Source organism: Pseudomonas aegrilactucae (genome assembly GCF_019168305.1).
GTDB lineage: Bacteria > Pseudomonadota > Gammaproteobacteria > Pseudomonadales > Pseudomonadaceae > Aquipseudomonas > Aquipseudomonas aegrilactucae.
Genome location: NZ_JAHTBI010000003.1, coordinates 1 through 21,338, shown reverse-complemented (window position 1 = coordinate 21,338; position 21,338 = coordinate 1). Strand labels below are relative to the sequence as shown.

The window sequence follows — 21,338 nt, the reverse complement described above, 5'->3', positions numbered from 1 at the left end:
CCGTAGCGTTCGGTTTCGGCACGGAACGGGCGGATCATCTGCGAGTGGCACTGCACGCAGCCTTCGCGGATGTAGATGTCACGGCCTTCCAGTTGCAGGGCGGTGTAGGGCTTCATGCCTTCGACCGGCTTGTTGGTGACGTCCTGGAAGAACAGCGGGACGATCTGGGTCAGGCCGCCGATGCTCACGGCGAACACCATCAGCAGCACCAGCAGGAAGACGTTCTTCTCGATTACTTCGTGTTTCATCAGATTCTCCTCAGGCCAGCTGCGCAGTGGCGGCGGCAGTTTCACCCGCAGGTGCACGCACGGTGCGCCAGGTGTTCCAGGCCATCAGGAACATGCCGGTGAGGAAGATCGCACCGCCCACGAAGCGCACGATGAAGCCTGGGTGGCTGGCCACCAGGGTTTCGACGAAGGAGTAGGTCAGCGTGCCGTCGGCGTTGACTGCGCGCCACATCAGGCCCTGGGCGATGCCGTTGACCCACATCGAGGCGATGTACAGCACGGTGCCGATGGTGGCCAGCCAGAAGTGCGCGTTGATCAGGCCCAGGCTGTACATCTGCTCGCGGCCGAAGACTTTCGGGATCATGTGGTAGAGCGCGCCGATCGAGATCATCGCTACCCAGCCAAGGGCGCCGGCGTGTACGTGGCCGATGGTCCAGTCGGTGTAGTGCGAGAGGGCGTTGACGGTCTTGATCGCCATCATCGGGCCTTCGAAGGTGGACATGCCGTAGAACGCCAGCGATACCACCAGAAAGCGCAGGATCGGGTCGCTGCGCAGCTTATGCCAGGCACCCGAGAGGGTCATCATGCCGTTGATCATGCCGCCCCAGCTGGGCGCCAGCAGGATCAGCGACATCACCATGCCCAGCGACTGCGCCCAGTCGGGCAGGGCGGTGTAGTGCAGGTGGTGGGGACCTGCCCAGATGTACAGGGTGATCAGCGCCCAGAAGTGCACGATCGACAGGCGATACGAGTACACCGGGCGTTCGGCCTGCTTGGGCACGAAGTAGTACATCATGCCCAGGAAGCCTGCGGTCAGGAAGAAGCCCACGGCGTTGTGGCCGTACCACCACTGCACCATGGCGTCGGTAGCACCGCCGTACAGCGAGTAGGACTTGGTCAGGCTGACCGGGATTTCCAGGTTGTTGACAATGTGCAGGATGGCCACGGTGATGATGAACGCGCCGAAGAACCAGTTACCCACATAGATGTGCTTGGTGCTGCGCTTGATCAGGGTGCCGAAGAACACCACGGCGTAGGCGACCCAGACGATGGTGATCAGAATGTCGATCGGCCATTCCAGTTCGGCGTACTCCTTGGAACTGGTGTAACCCAGTGGCAGGCTGATGGCCGCCAGCAGGATCACCAGTTGCCAGCCCCAGAAGGTGAAGGCGGCCAGACGCGGTGAAAACAGTACCGTCTGGCAGGTACGCTGTACCGAGTAGTAGGAGGCGGCGAACAAGGCGCAGCCGCCGAAGGCGAAGATCACCGCGTTGGTGTGCAAGGGGCGCAGGCGCCCGAAGCTGGTCCACGGGAGGTCGAAGTTGAGTGCAGGCCAGACGAGTTGCGCGGCGAGAAAAACGCCGAGCCCCATCCCGACGATTCCCCACACCACCGTCATAATGGCGAATTGGCGGACCACCTTGTAGTTGTAGGCGGTACTGCTGGTTGTGTTCATGTATGGGTTCCCATCCACGGTTATAGGCAGGCTAGTGAGCGAGGCAAGCATGAGTAATGGGCAAGTGGGCGGTATTGACGCTGATCAATGGGCGAGGCTGGTGGAACAGCGCGGCTGGTTGTGGAATGCCCCGCAAAATCAGGGGGATGGAGCGCCTTCGGGGTGCCTGATCCTGGCCCACGGCGCCGGCGCGCCAATGGACAGCGAATTCATGCAGGACATGGCGCAAAGGCTGGCTGCACAAGGGCTGGGGGTGCTGCGCTTCGAGTTCCCCTACATGGCCCAGCGTCGCCTGGATGGTGGCAAAAGGCCGCCAAACCCGCAGGCCCGGTTGCTCGAGTGCTGGCGCGAGGTGGTCGCCCAGGTGCGACCATTGGTCGCTGGGCCGCTGGCCATTGGTGGCAAGTCGATGGGCGGGCGCATGGCCAGCCTGGTGGCGGATGAGCTGGGGGTGGATGCGCTGGTGTGCCTGGGGTACCCGTTCTACGCGGCGGGCAAGCCGGAAAAACCTCGGGTGGCGCATCTGGCCGAACTGAAGACGCCCACGCTGATCGTGCAGGGCGAGCGCGATGCGCTGGGCAACCGCGAGACGGTTCAGCGGTACGCGCTCTCGTCAGCGATCGAGGTGTGCTGGCGGGTGGCGGGGGATCATGACCTCAAGCCGCTGAAGGCGTCGGGGTTCAGCCATGCCGACCATCTTGCCGCGACGGCGCACAGGGTCGCGGCGTTCCTGCGCTGATGGCTCTTCGCCGGCAAGGCCGGCGAAGCGTTGTGCATCAGTCGCGGTATTCGCACAGGTAGGCGGTATCGACCTTCACCTGCAACTGGAACTTGCTGTTGGCCGGCACTTTGAACTGGTCGCCCGTATTGAAGGTTTCCCAGTTGTCGCTGCCCGGCAGCTTGACGATCAGGGCGCCGCAGACCACGTGCATGATTTCGCGCTGCGCGGTGCCGAACTCGTATTCGCCCGGGGCCATCACGCCAACCGTGGCCGGGCCTTCGGTGCCGGTGAAGGCGATGGACTTGACCGTGCCATCAAAGTACTCGTTGACTTTAAACATGGGCGACTCCTGCAAAGGGGCAAAAAAGGGCTGGCCAGTATGCCCAAGCCTCCCGGCGCCGTCATCCGCTTTCAGGTGCCCCGGGCCGGCAGTGTCAGCGGCAGCAGCCGAGCGGTGTTGCGCGCATCCTCCAGCGCGCGGTGCTGCTGCCCCACGAACTGCAACCCGGCCAGTTGCAGCGCGCCTTTGAGGCCCAGTGGCCGCTCCAGCTGGCGGGCCTTGGCAAAGCGTTGCTTGAGGTTCAGGTGAGGCAGCCTGGCCAGCAGGCTGTGCACCTGATGCAACTGCCACTCCTGCAGCAGTTGGCGCCGGTCGTAGTCGCCCCAGCTGGCCCAGCCTTCAAGGCGGGCCTGATGATGCGCAAGCCAGCGTTCGAACGGGCGCCATACGTCGGTGAAAGTGGCCGCCGAATGGATGTCGGCCTGGCTTATATGCGTCAGTTCGCGGCAGAACGGCGTCAGCAGTGGGCGCCGCTGGGGTTTCACGAAGCGCTGGAAGTGGTCTACCTCCCGACCCTGTCGATTGACCAGGCTGGCGCCGATCTCGATGACTTCCATGTCTTCGATCGGCCAGCCGCCCTCGTCGGTGGTAGCTTCCAGGTCGATCACCAGCCAATGGCCCATAGCAGGCTCCTTACATAATCGTCGCCAGAGCGTAGCCAATCTCGGGCCTGCGCGATATCCCGTGGCAATCTGCCTGTCAGTTATGCCAGTTGTGCAAGGGCGGGAAAACGCCTAGTTTAGGCGCGAATCCGCAAAGAGTGTGTTGCCTTGAGTTCAGCGCCCCTGCCACAGGCCGTGTTGTCCCTGTCGTTGCTCGCTGCCGCCTGGCTGGCAACACCTGTCTGTGCTCAGGAAGAAATCAAGATTGGTGCCGCGCATTTCCCGCCCTACACCGTGCGCCCCGAGCAGGGGGCCGACACGGGCCTGCTGCCGGACCTGATCAAGGCCCTGAACAGGGTGCAGGACGACTATCGCTTCGTGCTGGTGCCCACCTCCATTCCACGGCGCTTTCGCGATTTCGAAGAGGGGCGCATCGACATGGCGATCTTCGAAAACCCTGAGTGGGGCTGGAAAGGCATCCGCTACGTGAAAGTCGACATCGGCCTTGAAGATGCCGAAGTCTTCGTCACGCACAATATCGACGGCCGCGACCAGACCTATTTCCAGCCCCTGGAGGGCAAGCGGCTGGCGTTGTACAGCGGCTATCATTATGCGTTCGCCGGCTTCAACGCCGACCCGCAGTACCTCAAGGACACCTTCCAGGCCACCCTGACCTATTCCCACGACAGCAACCTGAAGATGGTGCAGCACGACCGTGCCGATGTGGCGCTGGTCACCCGTTCCTACCTGAACGACTTCCTGCAGCGCAACCGCAAGTACCAGGGGCAGTTCCTGGTCTCGCACAACGTCGACCAGGTCTACCATCATTTTGCATTGCTGCGGCCGCAGGCGCCGATCAGTGGCGAGGCGTTTGCGCAGTTGCTGCAGCGCCTGCGTGAGAATGGCCAGTTGCTGGAAATCTTCAGGCCCTATCAGATCGAGGTGAGCGAGACTCAGCCCCACTAAATTTGCGCGTCGGTTTCACGTCAACAGCAGTGAGCTGTTCCTTTCTTTTGCGTGAGCCACAGACCATGCCTGCCGATACCGCCTCGTCCACCTTGTCCCTGCCCCGCTGGCGCAGCCTCAGCGCCGATGAAACCGAGTGCCGCCTGAGCCTGGTGCTTGAAGACTCGCCGCTGGTGCGACTGCGCCTGGAGCGCGGGCAGGACTTGAACATTCACCTCGAATACAGCTGCAGCGACCGTCCTCAGCAGGCGTTGTGGGCGGCCTGCTACTGGCTGTTCTCCCGCGACCCGGGATGCCAGCGCCTGTGCTGGCACCTGGCACAGGTGCCTGAAGGGGCGCTGGCCAGCGGCTTGCTGGTGGCCGATGAACAGCCTGGTCGCTATCGCTGCGAGCGCAGCTTGTTCTGGCAGTTGCCGCAACCGTGGTTGGGCCAGACGCTGTCAGGTACCTACCCGCAGCAGATGCAGATCACCGGGGGCAAGCGTCACCCGCTTCGCGCACCCAAGCCACGGGGCGAGGTGTACCGGCGTTTCGACCCGCGTGTGGGCGCCTGGATCTCGTTGCGTACGCTGGAAATCGACCATGATCTGGAACGCTTCAACCGTTGGCAGAACACCCCGCGGGTGCTGAATTTCTGGCAGGAAGGTGGCAGCCTGGAGCAGCACCGCGACTACCTGGGCAAGCTGCAAGCCGATGCGCATACCCTGACCCTGATCGGCTGCTTCGACGACCAGCCGTTTGCCTACTTCGAGGCGTACTGGGCCAAGGAAGACCGGATTGCGCCGTTCTACCGGGTCGATGACTATGACCGTGGCATTCACATGCTGGTGGGCGAGGAGGCGCATCGCGGCCCGCACAAGGTCGCCAGTTGGCTGTCAGCGCTGGTGCATTACCTTTTCCTGGACGATCCGCGCACCCAGCGGGTGGTGGCCGAGCCGCGTGCCGACAACGCCAGGATGATCGGCTACATGCACGACCAGTGCTTCCATTGCGAGAAAGAGTTCGATTTCCCGCACAAGCGTGCGGCCTTGATGGTGCTGGGGCGCGAGCGCTTCTTCGAGCGCTGCAAGCTGGTGTGAAGGCAGGGGCTCTTGCAGCCCCTTCGCTGGCAAGCCAGCTCCCACAGGGTCTTGTGAGCACCGAAGAACACTGTGGGAGCTGGCTTGCCAGCGAAGGCCGGTGCAATCGAATCGCAGTCCTCAGGCCACCTCGCCGCGCGCTGCCGACACCTTGCGGCAATGCACCAGGGCATCGCGGATCATGAAATTCACCAGCGTCGGCGACACCCCCAGCTCCTTGGCGATGTCTTTCTGCGGCACCCCGTGCAGGCGATACATCTCGAAGGCATAGCGGGTGCGCTGCGGCAGTTCGGTCAGCGCGTCGGCGATAGTTTCCAGGGTGGCGAAATTGATGTGCGTAGCCTCGGGCGAAGCGCCGTGGACCACGACATTCATCCCTTCCTCTTCGCTGCCGGAGTATTTGAGCTCCATTGCCTGTTTGCGGTAATGGTCGATGGCCAGGTTACGCACGATCTGGAACAGGTAGCTCAACTGCGCCTTGAATGAGGAGGTGATCTGCGGTGCGGCGCTCAACCTGAAAAAAGCATCCTGTACCACATCCTCGGCGCGGGAGCGGCAACCGGTAATTCTGGCGGCAATTTTCACCAAAATGCCGCGATTGTCGACGAATGCTTGGAGTAACGGTGAATCGCACTTACTTGTGGACAGTTGTTCCGCCATGGAATTTTCACCTTTTCTCGAAGAGGGAAGCGAAGCACTCCTCGGGGGGTGCTTCCTGCGACGTGCGACAAGCTATTCTTAATGATAATTATTGTCAAATGCGAAAAGTAATGAGACTGGGTGTTTTTGGTTCTAAGCAACACCTGTCCGCCTCGCGGTGAAGTCCTCTTGGGCAGACCACTCTGGCGCCTAATTATTTCACCTGTTCATCCGTTCCCCTGTGTACATCCTCGGCCCTGAAGGGCGCGTGCCAGTGACTCGATATCTGCCGCGCACCGCCCGCAACCGCCGACTTTCACGTACAGATACTGGCAGGAACTCCCCCATGACGGACGCCTTCGAACTCCCGGTTACGCTGGTCCAGGCACTGGTACAGCGCGCTACGCTGACCCCAGAGAAGGTGGCCTTGCGCTTCCTGGCCGAAGACGCCCGTGACCAGGCGGTGCTCAGCTACCGAGAGCTCGACCAGCGCGCGCGCAGCATCGCCGCCGCCTTGCAGGCGCGCACTGTGCAGGGCGACCGTGCGATTCTGTTGTTCCCCAGCGGCCCGGACTACGTCGCGGCGTTCTTCGGTTGCCTGTATGCCGGCGTGATCGCGGTGCCAGCCTACCCGCCGGAATCCTCGCGCACCCATCACCAGGCACGCCTGGTATCGATCATCGACGATGCGCAGCCGCGCCTGCTGCTGACCATCGACAGCCTGCAGGGCAGCCTGCTGGCGCTGGATGCGCTCAAGGCCGAGCACGCGCCGCAACTGCTCAGCGTCGACCGGATCGACGCCAGCCTGGCCAGCGCCTGGCAGGCGCCGGCGCTCAAGCCGGATGACATCGCCTTCCTGCAGTACACCTCCGGCTCCACCGCGCTGCCCAAGGGCGTGCAGGTCAGCCACGGCAACCTGGTGGCCAACGAAGTGCTGATCCGCGAGGGCTTCGGCATCGACCTCAACCCGGACGACGTGATCGTCAGCTGGCTGCCGCTGTACCACGACATGGGCCTGATCGGCGGCCTGCTGCAGCCGATCTTCAGTGGCGTGCCCTGTGTGCTGATGTCCCCGGGTTACTTCCTGGCGCGCCCGCAGCGCTGGCTGCAGGCGATCAGCGACTACGGCGGCAGCATCAGCGGCGGGCCGGACTTCGCCTACCGGCTGTGCCATGAACGGGTCAGCAGCGCGGCGCTGGCCAACCTGGACCTGAGCACGTGGCGCGTGGCGTACTCCGGTTCCGAGCCGATCCGCCAGGACAGCCTCGACAGCTTTGCCGAGAAGTTCGCCGTGTGCGGTTTCGAGCCTTCCAGTTTCTTTGCCAGTTATGGCCTGGCCGAAGCCACCTTGTTCGTCAGCGGCAGTGTGCGCGGCGGCGGCATTGCTGCACTGGCGCTGGACAGCGCGGCCCTGGCGCAGCACCGCGCCCAGGCCGGCGAGGGCAGCGTGCAGATGAGCTGCGGTTTCAGCCAGCCGCTGCATGCGGTGCAGATCGTCGAGCCGCAGCAGTTGACGGTGCTGGGCGAGAACCTGGTCGGCGAGATCTGGGCCGCCGGCCCGAGCATTGCCCACGGCTACTGGCGCAACCCTGAAGCCACCGCGAGAACCTTCGTCGAGCAGGGCGGGCGCACCTGGCTGCGTACCGGCGACCTGGGTTTTGTGCGTGACGGCGAGCTGTTCGTCACCGGGCGCCTGAAGGACATGCTGATCGTGCGCGGGCACAACCTCTACCCACAGGACCTGGAAAAGACCCTTGAGCGTGAAGTCGAGGTGCTGCGCAAAGGCCGGGTGGCGGTGTTCGCGGTCGACGACCAGGGCGAGGAGGGCATCGGCATCGCGGTCGAGATCAGCCGCAACGTGCAGAAGCTCATCGAGCCGGCCAGCCTGATCCGCACCCTGCGCCAGGTGATCGCCGATGCCTGCCAGCAGGCGCCGGCGGTGGTGTTGCTGCTCAACCCCGGTGCGTTGCCCAAGACCTCCAGCGGCAAGCTGCAACGCTCGGCGTGCCGCCAGCGTCTGCACGATGGCAGCCTGGATTGCTACGCACGTTTCCCGGATGCCCAGGCCACAACGGCGGATGTGGCCACCGCGGGCGGGGAAGGGTTGCAAGCCCTGATCGCACGCCTGTGGGCCGAGCAGTTGAACGTGGCCCAGGTGGCCGCCGACGATCACTTCTTCCTGCTGGGCGGCAACTCCATCGCGGCCACCCAGGTCATTGCACGCCTGCGCGACGAGCTGGGCCTGGAATTGAGTGTGCGCCTGTTGTTCGAGGCGCCAGTCCTGCAGGCGTTCGCCGCCGTGGTGGGGCAACTGCAGGCCGACGGTGGCGTGGCCCAGGGGGTGATTGGCGCACTGTCGCGTGCCCAGCCACTGCCGCAGTCGTTGGCGCAGAACCGTCTTTGGGTGCTCTGGCAACTGGAGCCGGCGAGTGCGGCGTACAACATTCCGGGCGCCTTGCGCCTGCGCGGCGAGCTGGATGAAGCCGCACTGGCCAGCAGCTTCCAAGCCCTGGTGGCGCGGCATGAATCGCTGCGCACGCTGTTCGGTGACAGCGACGGCCAGCCCGTGCAGCGTATTCTGCCGAGCCTTGACTGGCAGGTGGCGCGTCTTGACCTGAGCGCCGAAAGCCCGGCGCGGGTTGAGCTACGCCGCGAAGCTGAAGCCCGGCAGCCGTTCGACCTGGAACGTGGGCCATTGCTGCGCGTTACCCTGGTGCGCCTGGACAGCGAAGAACATCAGCTGTGGGTGACCCTGCACCACATCATTGCCGATGGCTGGTCACTGAACATCCTCATCGACGAATTCTCGCGGCTGTACGCCGCGGCCTGTCAGGGCCAGCAGGCGCAGCTGACGCCCTTGTCGCTGCAGTATGCCGACTACGGCAGTTGGCAGCGCCAATGGCTGGCCCAGGGCGAAAACACGCGTCAGCTGGACTACTGGAAAGCCCAGCTTGGCGATGAGCAGCCGGTCCTGGACCTGGCCACCGATCACCCGCGCTCGGCCCAGCAGCGCAAGAGCGCCGCGCGTCTGAGCGTGCGCCTGGAACCTGCCCTGGGCAACGCACTGCGCCAGGTCGCCCACGCCCATGATGCCAGCCTGTTCATGCTGCTGCTGGCGGGCTGGCAAACCCTGCTGCACCGCTACAGCGGCCAGCGCGACATCCGTGTCGGGGTACCCAATGCCAACCGTCCGCGCCTGGAAACCCAGGGCCTGGTCGGTTTCTTCATCAACACCCAGGTGCTGCGTGCCCGGCTCGAGCCGCGTGCGCCGTTCAGCCAGTTGCTGGCCCAGGTACGCCAGGCCACCCTCGACGCCCAGGCCAATCAGGACCTGCCGTTCGAACAACTGGTCGAGGCGTTCCCCGAAGCGCGCGAGCAAGGCCTGTTCCAGGTCATGTTCAACCACCAGCAACGTGACCTGAGCGCGCTGCGTCGCTTGCCGGGCCTGCTCGCCGACGAGCTGCCCTGGCACAGCCGCGAAGCCAAGTTCGACCTGCAACTGCACAGCGAAGAAGACCATCAGGGCCGTGTGAGTCTGTCGTTCGACTATGCCGACGAGCTGTTCGACGCATCGACCATCGAGCGTATCGCCGCGCAGCTCGTCAGCCTGTTGCAGCAGGTCAGCGTGGCGCCCCAGGTAGCGCTGGCCGAACTGCAACTGCTGGCGATGCAGGAGCGCGAGCAGCTTCAGGCGTGGGGCCAGGCCCCCGTCGCACCGGCCAGCCAGTGGCTGGTCGAGCAGCTCAACGAACAGGCTCGGTGCACCCCGCAACGTACTGCACTGGTGTGGCAGGACGGCAGCCTGGACTACGCCAGCCTGCACACCCAGGCCAACCGCCTGGCGCATTACCTGCGTGACAAGGGCGTGGGGCCGGACGTCTGCGTGGCGATCGCCGCCGAGCGGTCGCCGCAACTGCTGGTCGGCCTGCTGGCCATCCTCAAGGCCGGTGGCGCCTACGTGCCGCTGGACGTGGACTACCCGGCCGAGCGTCTGGCCTACATGCTCGCCGATTGCGGCGCGAGCCTGCTGCTGAGCCACAGCGACGTGCTCGAGCGCCTGCCATCGGTCGAGGGCGTGAGCGCCATCGCCATGGACACCCTGCACCTGGACAGCTGGCCGAGCCAGCCCCCCGGGCTGCACCTGCACGGCGACAACCTCGCCTATGTGATCTACACCTCCGGTTCCACCGGCCAGCCCAAGGGTGTGGGCAACACCCATGCGGCGCTGGCCGAGCGCCTGCAATGGATGCAGGCCCGCTATGCGCTGGACGAGCACGACGTGCTGCTGCAGAAGGCCCCGATCAGCTTCGACGTGTCGGTGTGGGAGTGCTTCTGGCCGCTGGTGCAAGGCTGCCGTCTGGTACTGGCCGGGCCCGGTGAGCACCGCGACCCGCAGCGCATTGCCCAATTGGTGCAGCAGCATGACGTGACCACGCTGCACTTCGTGCCGCCGTTGTTGCAGGTGTTCGTGCAAGAACCGCTTGCCGCAGGCTGCAGCAGCCTGCGCCGGGTGTTTTCCGGTGGCGAGGCGTTGTCGGCGGCCTTGCGCGACCGGGTTCTGCAGGTGCTGCCACAGGTGGCCTTGCACAACCGCTATGGGCCGACCGAAACCGCCATCAACGTGACCCATTGGCAGTGCCGTCGCGAAGACGGCGTGCGCTCGCCGATAGGTCGCCCCTTGGCCAACGTGCAGTGCGTGGTGCTCGATGACGACCTTGCGCTGGCGCCGTTTGGCGTGCCGGGCGAGTTGTGCCTGGGGGGCGCAGGCCTGGCCCGCGGCTACCTGGGGCGGCCGGGGCTGACCGCCGAGCGTTTCGTGCCGGCCGAACAGGGTCAGCGCCTGTACCGCAGCGGCGACCGTGTGCGCTGGCTGGCCGACCTGGGGGCGCTGGAGTACCTGGGCCGCGTCGACCAGCAGGTCAAGCTGCGCGGCTTTCGTGTCGAGCCCGAGGAAGTGCAGGCTTGCCTGCTGGCCCAGCCCGGCGTCGAGCAGGCCGTGGTGCTGGTGCGCCACACCGTTGCCGGCCCGCAACTGGTCGGCTACTACACGCACGCACAGGATTGCAGCGATGCACTGCTGAACGCGCTCAGCGCGCAACTGCCGGCCTACATGGTACCGGCGCAACTGGTGCACCTGGCGCAGATGCCGCTGGGCCCCAGCGGCAAGGTCGACCGCAAGGCATTGCCCGAACCGACCTGGCAGCAACGCGTACACATCGCCCCAGGCACACCGCTGCAGCGTCAGGTCGCCGCAATCTGGCGTGAAGTGCTGGGCCTTGAGCAGGTGGGCCTGAACGACGACTTCTTCGCCCTCGGCGGCCATTCGCTGCTGGCCACCCAGATCATTGCGCGCACCCGCCAGGCGTGCGACGTGGAGTTGCCGCTGCGCACCCTGTTCGAGGCCAGCGAACTGGGTGCGTTCGCCGCGCAGATCGACGCGTTGCAGCACGCCGGGCAGCACAACCTGCAAGGCGAGATCGCACGCATCGACCGCAGCCAGCCAGTGCCGCTGTCGTATTCGCAGCAGCGCATGTGGTTCCTCTGGCAGATGGAACCCGACAGCCCGGCGTACAACGTCGGCGGCATGGCGCGCCTGAGCGGCATGCTGGATGTGAGCCGTTTCGAGCAGGCGCTGCAGGCGCTGATCATGCGTCACGAAACCCTGCGCACCACGTTCCCGAGCATCGACGGCGTACCCTGTCAGGCGGTGGCGCCCGACAGCGGCCTGGCGATGAACTGGCTGGACTACTCCGGCGACGGCCCGGCGCAGCGCCAGCAGCGCCTGCAGGCCCTGGCCGACGAGCAGGCGCACCAGCCGTTCGACCTGGAAACCGGCCCGCTGCTGCGTGCCTGCCTGGTCAAGGCCGGCGAGCAGGAGCACTACTTCGTGCTGACCCTGCACCATATCGTCACCGAAGGCTGGGCCATGGACATCTTTGCCCGTGAACTGGGCGAGCTTTACGAGGCGTTCCTGGACGATCGCGAGTCGCCCCTGGCACCGTTGCCGGTGCAGTACCTGGACTACAGCGTGTGGCAGCGCCAATGGCTGGAAGCCGGCGAACGCCAGCGCCAGCTGGATTACTGGACCGCGCAACTGGGTGATGAGCACCCGGTCATGGAACTGCCCGCCGACCGCCCGCGCCCGGCCGTGCAGAGCCACCGTGGCGAGCTGTACCGTTTCGACCTGAGCGACGAACTGGCGGCGCGGGTGCGCGGCTTCAATGCCGAGCATGGCCTGACCCTGTTCATGACCATGACCGCCACCCTGGCGCTGCTGCTGTACCGCTACAGCGGCCAGACCGACCTGCGCATCGGCGCACCGGTGGCCAACCGCATTCGTCCGGAAAGCGAGGGCCTGATCGGCGCGTTCCTCAACACCCAGGTACTGCGCTGCCAGCTCGACGGGCAGATGCGTGTGCTCGACCTGATCGAACAGGTGCGCCAGACCGTGATCGACGGCCAGTCGCACCAGGACCTGCCGTTCGACCACCTGGTCGAAGCCCTGCAGCCGCCGCGCAGCGCCGCCTACAACCCGTTGTTCCAGGTGATGTGCAACGTGCAGCGCTGGGAGTTCCAGCAAAGCCGGCAACTGGCTGGGATGCAGGTGCACTACCTGGTCAACGACGCCCGCGCCACCAAGTTCGACCTGAACCTTGAGGTCACCGACCTGGACCGTCGCCTGGGCTGCTGCCTGACCTATAGCTGCGACCTGTTCGACGAACCGCGCATTGTGCGCATGGCGGCGCACTGGCAGCAGTTGCTCGAGGCCTTGCTGGTCGACCCGCAGCAGCGCCTGTGCGAGTTGCCGTTGCTGGCGGTGGACGAGCAGCAGGCGCTGTTCGACAACCTGGCCGGCGATGCCCAGGCACCGGGCCTGGATCGTTGCATTCACGAACTGTTCAGCGAGCAGGCGCAGCGCAGCCCCGATGCGCTGGCGCTGACCTTTGCCGGCGAGCACCTGAGCTACGCCCAGCTCGACGCCCAGGCCAACCGCCTGGCCCGCGTCCTGCGTGAACGCGGCGTCGGCCCGCAGGTGCGCGTCGGGCTGGCGCTGGAGCGTTCCGCAGCGCTTGTGATCGGCCTGCTGGCGATCCTGAAGGCGGGGGGGGGCGTATGTGCCGCTGGACCCTGAGTACCCGCTCGAACGCCTGCAATACATGATCGAAGACAGCGGCATCGGCCTGCTGCTGGGCCAGCGCGCGCTGTTCGATGCGCTGGGCGAGCTGCCGGCGGGCGTGGCCCGCTGGTGCCTGGAAGACGACAGTGCAACGCTGGATAGCTACAGCGCCGAGGCCATGCCCTCGCTGAGCCTGCCGGTGCACCAGGCGTACCTGATCTACACCTCCGGCTCTACCGGCAAGCCCAAGGGCGTGGTGGTCAGCCACGGTGAAATTGCCATGCACTGCCTGGCGGTGATCGAGGCGTTCGGCATGCGCAGCGACGACTGCGAGCTGCATTTCTACTCGATCAACTTCGATGCGGCCACCGAGCGTCTGCTGGTGCCGCTGCTCAGTGGCGCACGGGTGGTATTGCGTGCCCAGGGGCAGTGGGGCGCCGAGGAAATCTGCGGGCTGATCCGCCAGCAGCAGGTCACGGTGCTCGGCTTTACCCCAAGCTATGGCAGCCAGCTGGCGCAATGGCTGGACAGCCGCAACGAACAACTGCCGGTACGCCTGTGCATCACCGGCGGTGAAGCGCTGACCGGCGAGCACCTGCAGCGCATCCGCGAAGCGTTTGCACCGGCGCAGTTCTTCAACGCCTACGGGCCGACCGAAACCGTGGTCATGCCGCTGGCCTGCCTGGCACCGGCGAGCCTTGAGGCCGGGGCTGGCAGCGTGCCGATCGGCCGGGTGATCGGTGCCCGTGTGGCGTACATCCTCGATGCCGACCTGGCGCTGTTGCCACAGGGCTCGATTGGCGAGCTGTATGTCGGTGGCGCCGGGCTTGCGCAGGGTTATCACGAGCGTCCCGGGCTGAGCGCCGAGCGCTTCGTCGCCGACCCGTTCAGTGGTCATGGCGCGCGCCTGTACCGCACCGGAGACCTGGTGCGCCAGCGCGCCGACGGCCTGCTGGAATACATGGGGCGTATCGACCACCAGGTGAAGATTCGCGGTTTCCGCATCGAGCTGGGCGAAATCGAAAGCCGCCTGCTCGAACATGCCGACGTGCACGAAGCCGTGGTGCTGGCGCTGGACATGCCGGGCGGCAAGCAACTGGCCGCGTACCTGGTGTGCGAACAGGCCCAGGGCGATGCCCAGGCCCAGGCGCAGCTGCGCGACAGCCTCAAGGCTCAGTTGCGGGTGAACCTGCCGGACTACATGGTGCCCGCGCACCTGGTGCTGCTGGCGCAGATGCCATTGACCGGCAACGGCAAGCTCGACCGCCGTGCACTGCCGCTGCCGGACATGGAGCAAGGGCGCCAGCACTACGAAGCGCCGCGCAGCGAGGTGGAGCAGCAACTGGCCGGGATCTGGCGCGATGTGCTCAACGTCGAGCGGGTCGGCCTGCAGGACAACTTCTTCGAGCTGGGCGGCGATTCGATCCTGTCGATCCAGGTGGTCAGCCGCGCGCGTCAGCTCGGGCTGCACTTCACTGCGCGCGACCTGTTCCAGCAACAGACCGTGCAGACCCTGGCCACGGTGGTCAGCCGCCTCCAGCTCAACCTGATCGAACAAGGCCCGCTGAGCGGTGCGGCCGCGCTCACGCCGATCCAGCACTGGTTCTTCGACAGCGAGATCGTGCAGCCCCGACACTGGAACCAGGCGGTGCTGCTGCAACCGGCCGAGCGCCTCGACGGCGCGCTGCTGGAACAGGCCCTGCAGGCCCTGGTGCTGCACCATGACGCACTGCGCCTGCGCTTCAACGAAGGACGCGCCAGCTACGCTGCGACCGACACTCGCGAGCTGCTGTGGCAGGCTTCGGTCGGCGACCTGCATGACTGCCAGGCGTTGTACACCGATGTGCAGCGCAGCCTCGACCTGGCAAACGGCCCGCTGCTGCGCGCCTTGTTGGTCGAGGACGGGCAAGGTACGCAACGCCTGCTGCTGGCGATCCACCACCTGGTGGTCGATGGTGTGTCGTGGCGTGTGCTGCTCGAAGACCTGCAGGCGCTTTACCGTGGCCAGCCCCTGGTAGCCAAGACCAGTGCGCTCGGCCAATGGGCCGCACGCCTGGGCGCCTATGCCGGCAGCGACTCGCTGCGTGATGAACAGGGCTGGTGGCAGACGCAGCTCAGCGCCGCCAGCCGCGAGCTGCCGTGCGATCACCCGCAGGGCGCCAACCTGCACCGCCAGGCGCAGACCGTGAGCGTGCAACTGAGCGCGGCGCAGACCCGCCAATTGCTGCAGGACGCCCCGGCGGCCTATCGCACGCAGGTCAACGACCTGCTGCTGACGGCGCTGGCTCGTGTGCTGTGCCGCTGGAGTGGCGACACCTCGGTACTGGTCCAGCTTGAAGGGCATGGCCGTGAAACCCTGTTCGACGACATCGACCTGAGCCGCAGCGTCGGCTGGTTCACCAGTGCCTACCCGCTGCGCCTGAGCCCGCTGAGCAGCGAGGCAGCAGGCGGCCAGGCGACCTCGATCAAGGCGATCAAGGAGCAACTGCGTGCTGTGCCGCACAAGGGGCTGGGCTATGGCGTGCTGCGCTACCTGGCCGATGAACCGACCCGCGAAGCCATGGCGGCGCTGGCGCAGGCGCGCATCACCTTCAACTACCTGGGGCAGTTCGACCAGCAGTTCAGCAGTGCGGCGCTGTACCAGCCGGTGGACGAGCCCGCGGGGCTGGCCCACGACCTCGATGCACCGCTGCCCAACTGGCTGAGCGTCGATGGCCAGGTGTATGGCGGCCAGTTGCAGCTGCGCTGGACCTTCAGTCGCGAACGCTACAACCCGCAGACCATCGATGAACTGGCCCATGCCTATGTGGATGAGCTCGTCAGCCTGGTCGCACATTGCCTGGAGGAGGGCAACGGCAGCTTCACACCGTCCGACTTCCCGCTGGCGCAGTTGACCCAGGAGCAGATCGACAGCCTGCCGGTGCCTGCTCAGCAGATCGAGGACGTCTATCCGCTGACACCGATGCAGGAGGGCATGCTGCTGCACACGCTGCTCGAACCGGGCACCGGCATCTACTACATGCAGGACCGCTACCGCATCAACAGCGAGATCGATCCGCAGCGCTTCGCTCAGGCCTGGCAGGCCGTGGTGGCGCGGCACGAGGCCTTGCGTGCGTCGTTTTGCTGGAACGCCGGCGAAGCCATGCTGCAGATCATCCACAGGCCCGGCGCCACCCCGCTCGACTACCAGGACTGGAGTGCCGACCCGCAGCATGAGCACGAAGCGCGTCTGCAGGCGCTGCACAAGCAGGAGCGCGAAGCCGGCTTCGAGCTGCTGCAGCAGGCACCGTTCCACCTGCGCTTGATCCGCGTGGGCCAGGCGCAGTACTGGTTCATGATGAGCAACCACCACATCCTGATCGATGCCTGGTGCCGCTCGCTGCTGATGAACGATTTCTTCCAGATCTACGCGGCCCTGGGCGAAGGCCGCGAGGCGCAGTTGCCGTTGCCGCCGCGCTATCGCGACTATATTGGCTGGCTGCAGCACCAGAGCCTGGATGAGGCGCGCCAATGGTGGCGGCATAACCTCCAAGGCTTCGAGCGCACCACTTACATCCCGAGTGACCGGCCGCTGCTGCGCGAGCATGCCGGCGATCACGGCGGCATGCTGGTGGGTGACTGCTACACCCGGCTGGCGGTCGAGGACGGGGCGCGTCTGCGCGAACTGGCCCAGGCCCATCAGTTGACCGTCAACACCTTCGCCCAGGCGGCGTGGGCGCTGGTGCTCAGCCGCTGCAGCGGTGAACGCGACGTGGTGTTCGGCGTGACCGTGGCCGGGCGCCCGGTAAGCCTGCCGCAGATGCAGCATACGGTGGGGTTGTTCATCAACAGCATCGCCTTGCGCGTGACCCTGCCGGCTGCCAGTGAGCGCTGCTCGGTGCGCCAGTGGTTGCAAGGCCTGCTGGAGCGCAACATGGATGTGCGCGAGTACGAATACCTGCCCTTGGTGAGCATCCAGGAATGCAGCGAGCTGCCCAAGGGCCAGCCGCTGTTCGACAGCCTGTTCGTGTTCGAGAACGCGCCGGTGGAAACCGCGGTGCTGGACCATGCGCAGAGCCTCAACGCCAGTTCCGATTCGGGCCGCACCCACACCAACTTCCCGCTGACTGCCGTGTGCTACCCCGGTGATGACCTGGGCCTGCACCTCTCGTTCGATCAGCGTTACTTCGATACGGCTACCGTCGAGCGGCTGCTGGGCGAGTTCAAGCGCCTGCTGCTGGCGCTGATGGAGGGGTTCCATGGCGACGTGGCGCAGCTGGCGATGCTGGGTGAGCAGGAGCAACGCTTCCTGCTCGAGGACTGCAACCGCAGCGAGCACGCCTATCCGCTGGAGCAGAGCTATGCCGCGCTGTTCGAAGCCCGGGTTGCGGCGCACCCCGAGCGGGTGGCGGCGCGCTGCCTGGAGCAGCGGTGGAGCTATGCCGAACTGAACCGCCAGGCCAACCGACTGGGGCATGCCTTGGTGGCGGCCGGTGTGCAGGTCGACCAGCCGGTGGCGCTGCTGGCCGAGCGCGGGCTGGAGCTGCTGGGCATGATCGTCGGCAGCTTCAAGGCCGGTGCCGGTTACCTGCCGCTGGACCCCGGCCTGCCGGGCTCGCGCTTGCAGCGTATCGTCGAGCTCAGCCGTACGCCGGTGATCGTCTGCAGCCAGGCGTGCCTGGCGCAGGCGCAGGTTCTGCTCGACGAGCTGGCGTGTGCCGGGCGGCCGCGCCTGCTGGTCTGGGAGGACGTGCAGGGTGCAGGCGTTGGCGAAGGCAACCCCGGCATCTACAGCGCGCCGGACAACCTTGCCTATGTGATCTACACCTCCGGTTCCACCGGCTTGCCCAAGGGCGTGATGGTCGAGCAGCGCGGCATGCTCAACAACCAGTTGAGCAAGGTGCCGTACCTGCAACTGGACGAACACGACGTGATCGCCCAGACCGCTTCGCAGAGTTTCGACATCTCGGTGTGGCAGTTCCTCGCCGCGCCGCTGTTCGGGGCGCAGGTGGCGATCGTGCCGAACGCCATTGCGCATGACCCGCACGGCCTGCTTGAACATGTCCAGGCCAGTGGCATCACGGTGCTTGAAAGCGTGCCGTCGCTGATCCAGGGCATGCTCGCCAACGAGCGTCAGCACCTGACTGGCCTGCGCTGGATGCTGCCGACCGGCGAGGCGATGCCGCCGGAGCTGGCCTGGCAGTGGCTGGAGCGTTACCCGCAGATCGGCCTGGTGAACGCCTATGGCCCGGCCGAATGCTCCGACGACGTGGCGTTCTTCCGCGTCGACGCGGCCTCTACCCAGGGCAGCTACCTGCCGATCGGTACGCCGACCGACAACAACCGCCTGTACCTGTTTGGCGACGATCAGGCGCTGGTGCCGCTGGGCGCAGTGGGCGAGCTGTGTGTCGCCGGTACCGGGGTAGGGCGCGGCTATGTCGGCGACCCGCTGCGCACGGCCCAGGCGTTCATCCCGCACCCGTTCGGTGCACCGGGTGAGCGGTTGTACCGTACCGGTGACCTGGCCCGCCGTCGTGTCGACGGGGTGCTGGAGTATGTGGGGCGCATCGATCATCAGGTGAAGATTCGCGGCTACCGCATCGAACTGGGTGAAATCGAGGCGCGCCTGCATGAGCAGAGCCAGGTACGCGATGCGGCGGTTGGCGTACAGGAAGGCGCCAACGGCAAGCACCTGGTCGGCTACCTGGTGGCGGCCGATGCCGGTGCCGACACCGTGGCGTTGCTCGAACAGGTGCGCCAGCGCCTGCGCGCCGAACTGCCGGAGTACATGGTGCCGCTGCACTGGGCATGGCTGGCCGAGCTGCCGCACAACGCCAATGGCAAGCTCGACCGCAAGGCATTGCCGGCCATCGAGTTCGGCCAGCAGCTGGGCCAGGACTACCTGGCTCCGCGCAGCGAGCTGGAGCAGTCGCTGGCCGAGATCTGGGCCGATGTACTCAAGCTGGAGCGGGTCGGGGTGCGCGACAACTTCTTCGAGTTGGGCGGGCACTCGTTGCTGGCCACGCAGATCGCGTCGCGGGTGCAGAAAGTGCTGCAACTGAACGTGCCGCTACGGGCGATGTTCGAGTGCAGCACCGTGGAGGAACTGGCCACGTATGTGGAGGGCTTGAAGGCCAACGCGCTGAGCGACGACAAGGTCGATCGGCTGAGTGACCTGATGGCGTCGCTCGAGGCGTTCTGAGGCAGCCGGGCAGGGCGTTTTGGTTTAGCATCACCGATTCGCTCATGCGCGCCAGCCTTCGGGCTGGCGCGCTGCTGTTCATCTGCACACGGTCGGTCTTGATGCGCCCTCTTTATTCGTTGTTTCGTGGTTCTCCCATTGGCTCGCTGCTGGGCGTGCTGTTGTTGCTGTGCCTGCCAGGCGTGGCCTCGGCCGCCGAGGTCGACGGTGCCCGCATGGGCCTGCTGTGGGCTGTGCCGTTCGCCGGCATCCTGCTGAGCATCGCCGTGCTGCCGATTTTCGCCGCCTCGCTGTGGCATCACCATTTCGGCAAGATCACGCTGGGCTGGACGCTGCTGTTCGTGGTGCCGTTCAGCCTGACCTTCGGCGGGCACGCCAGCCTGGGGCTGGGGGTGCATGTGCTGCTGGCCGAGTACCTGCCGTTCATCATTCTGTTGTTCGCGCTGTTCACCATTTCGGGCGGCATTCTGGTGGAGGGCAACCTGCATGGCTCGCCCTGGCTCAATACCCGCCTGCTGGCACTCGGTGCGCTGCTGGCGTCGGTAATGGGCACCACGGGTGCGGCAATGCTGCTGATTCGCCCGTTGCTGCGCGCCAACGACAACCGCAAGCACAGCGCGCACGTGGTGGTGTTCTTCATCTTCCTGGTGGCCAACGTCGGCGGCGGGCTGACCCCGCTGGGCGATCCGCCATTGTTCCTGGGTTTTCTCAAGGGCGTGAGTTTCCTCTGGACCCTGCAGCACATGGCCTTGCCGGTGGTGCTGCTGGCGGTGCCGTTGCTGGGGGTGTTCTACCTGATCGATCGCCATTACTACCGGCGTGAAAACGAGCTGCTGGCCAATGACCCCACCCCGGACACCTCGGTGCGGCTGCTGGGCAAGCGCAACTTCGTCCTGCTGGCCGGGGTGGTGCTGGCGGTATTGATGTCTGGCGTGTGGAAGCCGGGTATTGGCGTCGAGCTGATGGGGACCTACGTCGAGGTGCAGAACCTGTTGCGTGATGGTGTGCTGGTGGGGCTGGCGCTGCTGTCGCTATGGCTGACCCCGCGGGCGTTGCGCACGGCCAACGAGTTCGACTGGGGCCCGATCGTCGAAGTGGCCAAGCTGTTCGCCGGGATCTTCCTGACCATTGCCCCGGTGATCGCCATCCTGCGTGCCGGTAGCGACGGCCAGTTGGCGGCGCTGGTGGCCAGCGTCAGCGGCCCAGGTGGTGAGCCGATCAACAGCATGTACTTCTGGCTCAGCGGTACCCTGTCGAGCTTCCTCGACAATGCGCCGACCTACCTGCTGTTCTTCAACATGGCGGCCGGGGATGCCCAGGTGCTGATGGAGCACATGCCGCAGACGTTGCTGGCGATCTCCATGGGTTCGGTGTTCATGGGGGCGATGACGTATATCGGCAATGCGCCGAACTTCATGGTCAAGGCCATTGCCGAGCAGCGCGGGGTGAAGATGCCGAGCTTCTTCGGGTACATGGGTTGGTCGTGTGCGGTGCTGTTGCCGTTGCTGGTGGTGCTTGTGCTGGTGATGTTGTAGCGGTTTGCGATCGCAGGTCGCACGGGTATCCAGCTGTTAAATTGATTCAAGAATTTACACGTTCGGCCTGACTACACGCCGCCATCAATGGCGGCGTGGGAAGTCTACGACATGACCTTTCCATTGCGACAGGCGTTGCAAGGGGCGCCAGGGCTCCGTTTGCCCCTGCGGGGATAAACACTGACTGGATTTCCAGCTGATTTGCCTACTGATGGCTTTTGGCTTGTAGGCGCGCAAAGCGCTCTGCGATGATTTTGAGGGTGGTCACTTGATGTGGCGCACTTCCCTCGATAGTCACTGAATACCCAAGGACGGGTCTCAGGCATCCCCGCAAGGAACAATGGATGTTCTCCCCACCCGTCTCCCTCTCTATCCGCGAGTTCCAGGTAGCCGTCGTCCCTCTGAACGAGGTGGCCCTCGAAGACATGGGCCTGGCAGCCGCGCATATCGATAAGTGGTTGCGTGACATCAGCGA

Annotated in this window: 9 protein-coding genes and 1 pseudogene; 5 read left to right on the top strand and 5 right to left on the bottom strand. The window is 65.4% G+C overall.

Features of this window, described 5'->3' with window-relative positions; all coding sequences use genetic code 11:
- Together KUO17_RS01170 and ccoN are read right to left on the bottom strand one after the other, a co-directional pair.
- On the bottom strand, nucleotides 1-248 hold a 248-nt coding region (locus KUO17_RS01170), incomplete at its 3' end, for a cbb3-type cytochrome c oxidase subunit II (RefSeq protein WP_217973225.1).
- A gap of 10 nt (nucleotides 249-258) precedes the next feature.
- Complete coding sequence (ccoN, locus tag KUO17_RS01165) at nucleotides 259-1,683, bottom strand: cytochrome-c oxidase, cbb3-type subunit I (protein WP_217973224.1); 1,425 nt, start codon at nucleotides 1,681-1,683, stop codon at nucleotides 259-261.
- A 49-nt stretch (nucleotides 1,684-1,732) separates the two neighbouring features.
- Here ccoN and KUO17_RS01160 point away from each other — a divergent pair, with 49 nt between their 5' ends.
- Nucleotides 1,733-2,422 carry an alpha/beta family hydrolase gene (locus KUO17_RS01160; RefSeq protein WP_217973223.1) on the top strand — a complete coding sequence of 230 codons (690 nt, stop codon included), beginning with the start codon at nucleotides 1,733-1,735 and terminating at the stop codon, nucleotides 2,420-2,422.
- A gap of 37 nt (nucleotides 2,423-2,459) precedes the next feature.
- Here KUO17_RS01160 and ppnP read toward each other — a convergent pair whose 3' ends face one another.
- Nucleotides 2,460-2,744 (bottom strand): pyrimidine/purine nucleoside phosphorylase, encoded by a 285-nt coding sequence (gene ppnP / locus KUO17_RS01155; RefSeq protein ID WP_217973222.1) that lies wholly within the window; start codon nucleotides 2,742-2,744, stop codon nucleotides 2,460-2,462.
- Nucleotides 2,745-2,815: 71 nt separating this feature from the next.
- Nucleotides 2,816-3,367, bottom strand: a complete 552-nt coding sequence (locus tag KUO17_RS01150; RefSeq protein WP_217973221.1) for a 3'-5' exonuclease — start codon at nucleotides 3,365-3,367, stop codon at nucleotides 2,816-2,818.
- Nucleotides 3,368-3,514: 147 nt separating this feature from the next.
- On the opposite strand from KUO17_RS01150, the gene KUO17_RS01145 reads away from it, so the two are divergent.
- Nucleotides 3,515-4,312, top strand: a complete 798-nt coding sequence (locus tag KUO17_RS01145; protein ID WP_217973220.1) for a substrate-binding periplasmic protein — start codon at nucleotides 3,515-3,517, stop codon at nucleotides 4,310-4,312.
- Between the two features lie 65 nt (nucleotides 4,313-4,377).
- Nucleotides 4,378-5,391 (top strand): GNAT family N-acetyltransferase, encoded by a 1,014-nt coding sequence (locus KUO17_RS01140; protein WP_217973219.1) that lies wholly within the window; start codon nucleotides 4,378-4,380, stop codon nucleotides 5,389-5,391.
- 120 nt (nucleotides 5,392-5,511) lie between these two features.
- On the opposite strand, the gene KUO17_RS01135 is transcribed toward KUO17_RS01140, so the two are convergent.
- On the bottom strand, nucleotides 5,512-6,051 hold the full coding sequence (locus tag KUO17_RS01135) for an RNA polymerase factor sigma-70 (RefSeq protein ID WP_217973218.1): 540 nt from the start codon (nucleotides 6,049-6,051) through the stop codon (nucleotides 5,512-5,514).
- Nucleotides 6,052-6,376: 325 nt separating this feature from the next.
- Between KUO17_RS01135 and KUO17_RS01130 the strand changes: the two are divergent.
- Nucleotides 6,377-19,328 (top strand): annotated as a pseudogene (locus KUO17_RS01130) (non-ribosomal peptide synthetase).
- Between the two features lie 101 nt (nucleotides 19,329-19,429).
- Nucleotides 19,430-20,863 (top strand): sodium:proton antiporter, encoded by a 1,434-nt coding sequence (locus tag KUO17_RS01125; RefSeq protein WP_217973217.1) that lies wholly within the window; start codon nucleotides 19,430-19,432, stop codon nucleotides 20,861-20,863.
- Nucleotides 20,864-21,338 lie beyond the last annotated feature (475 nt).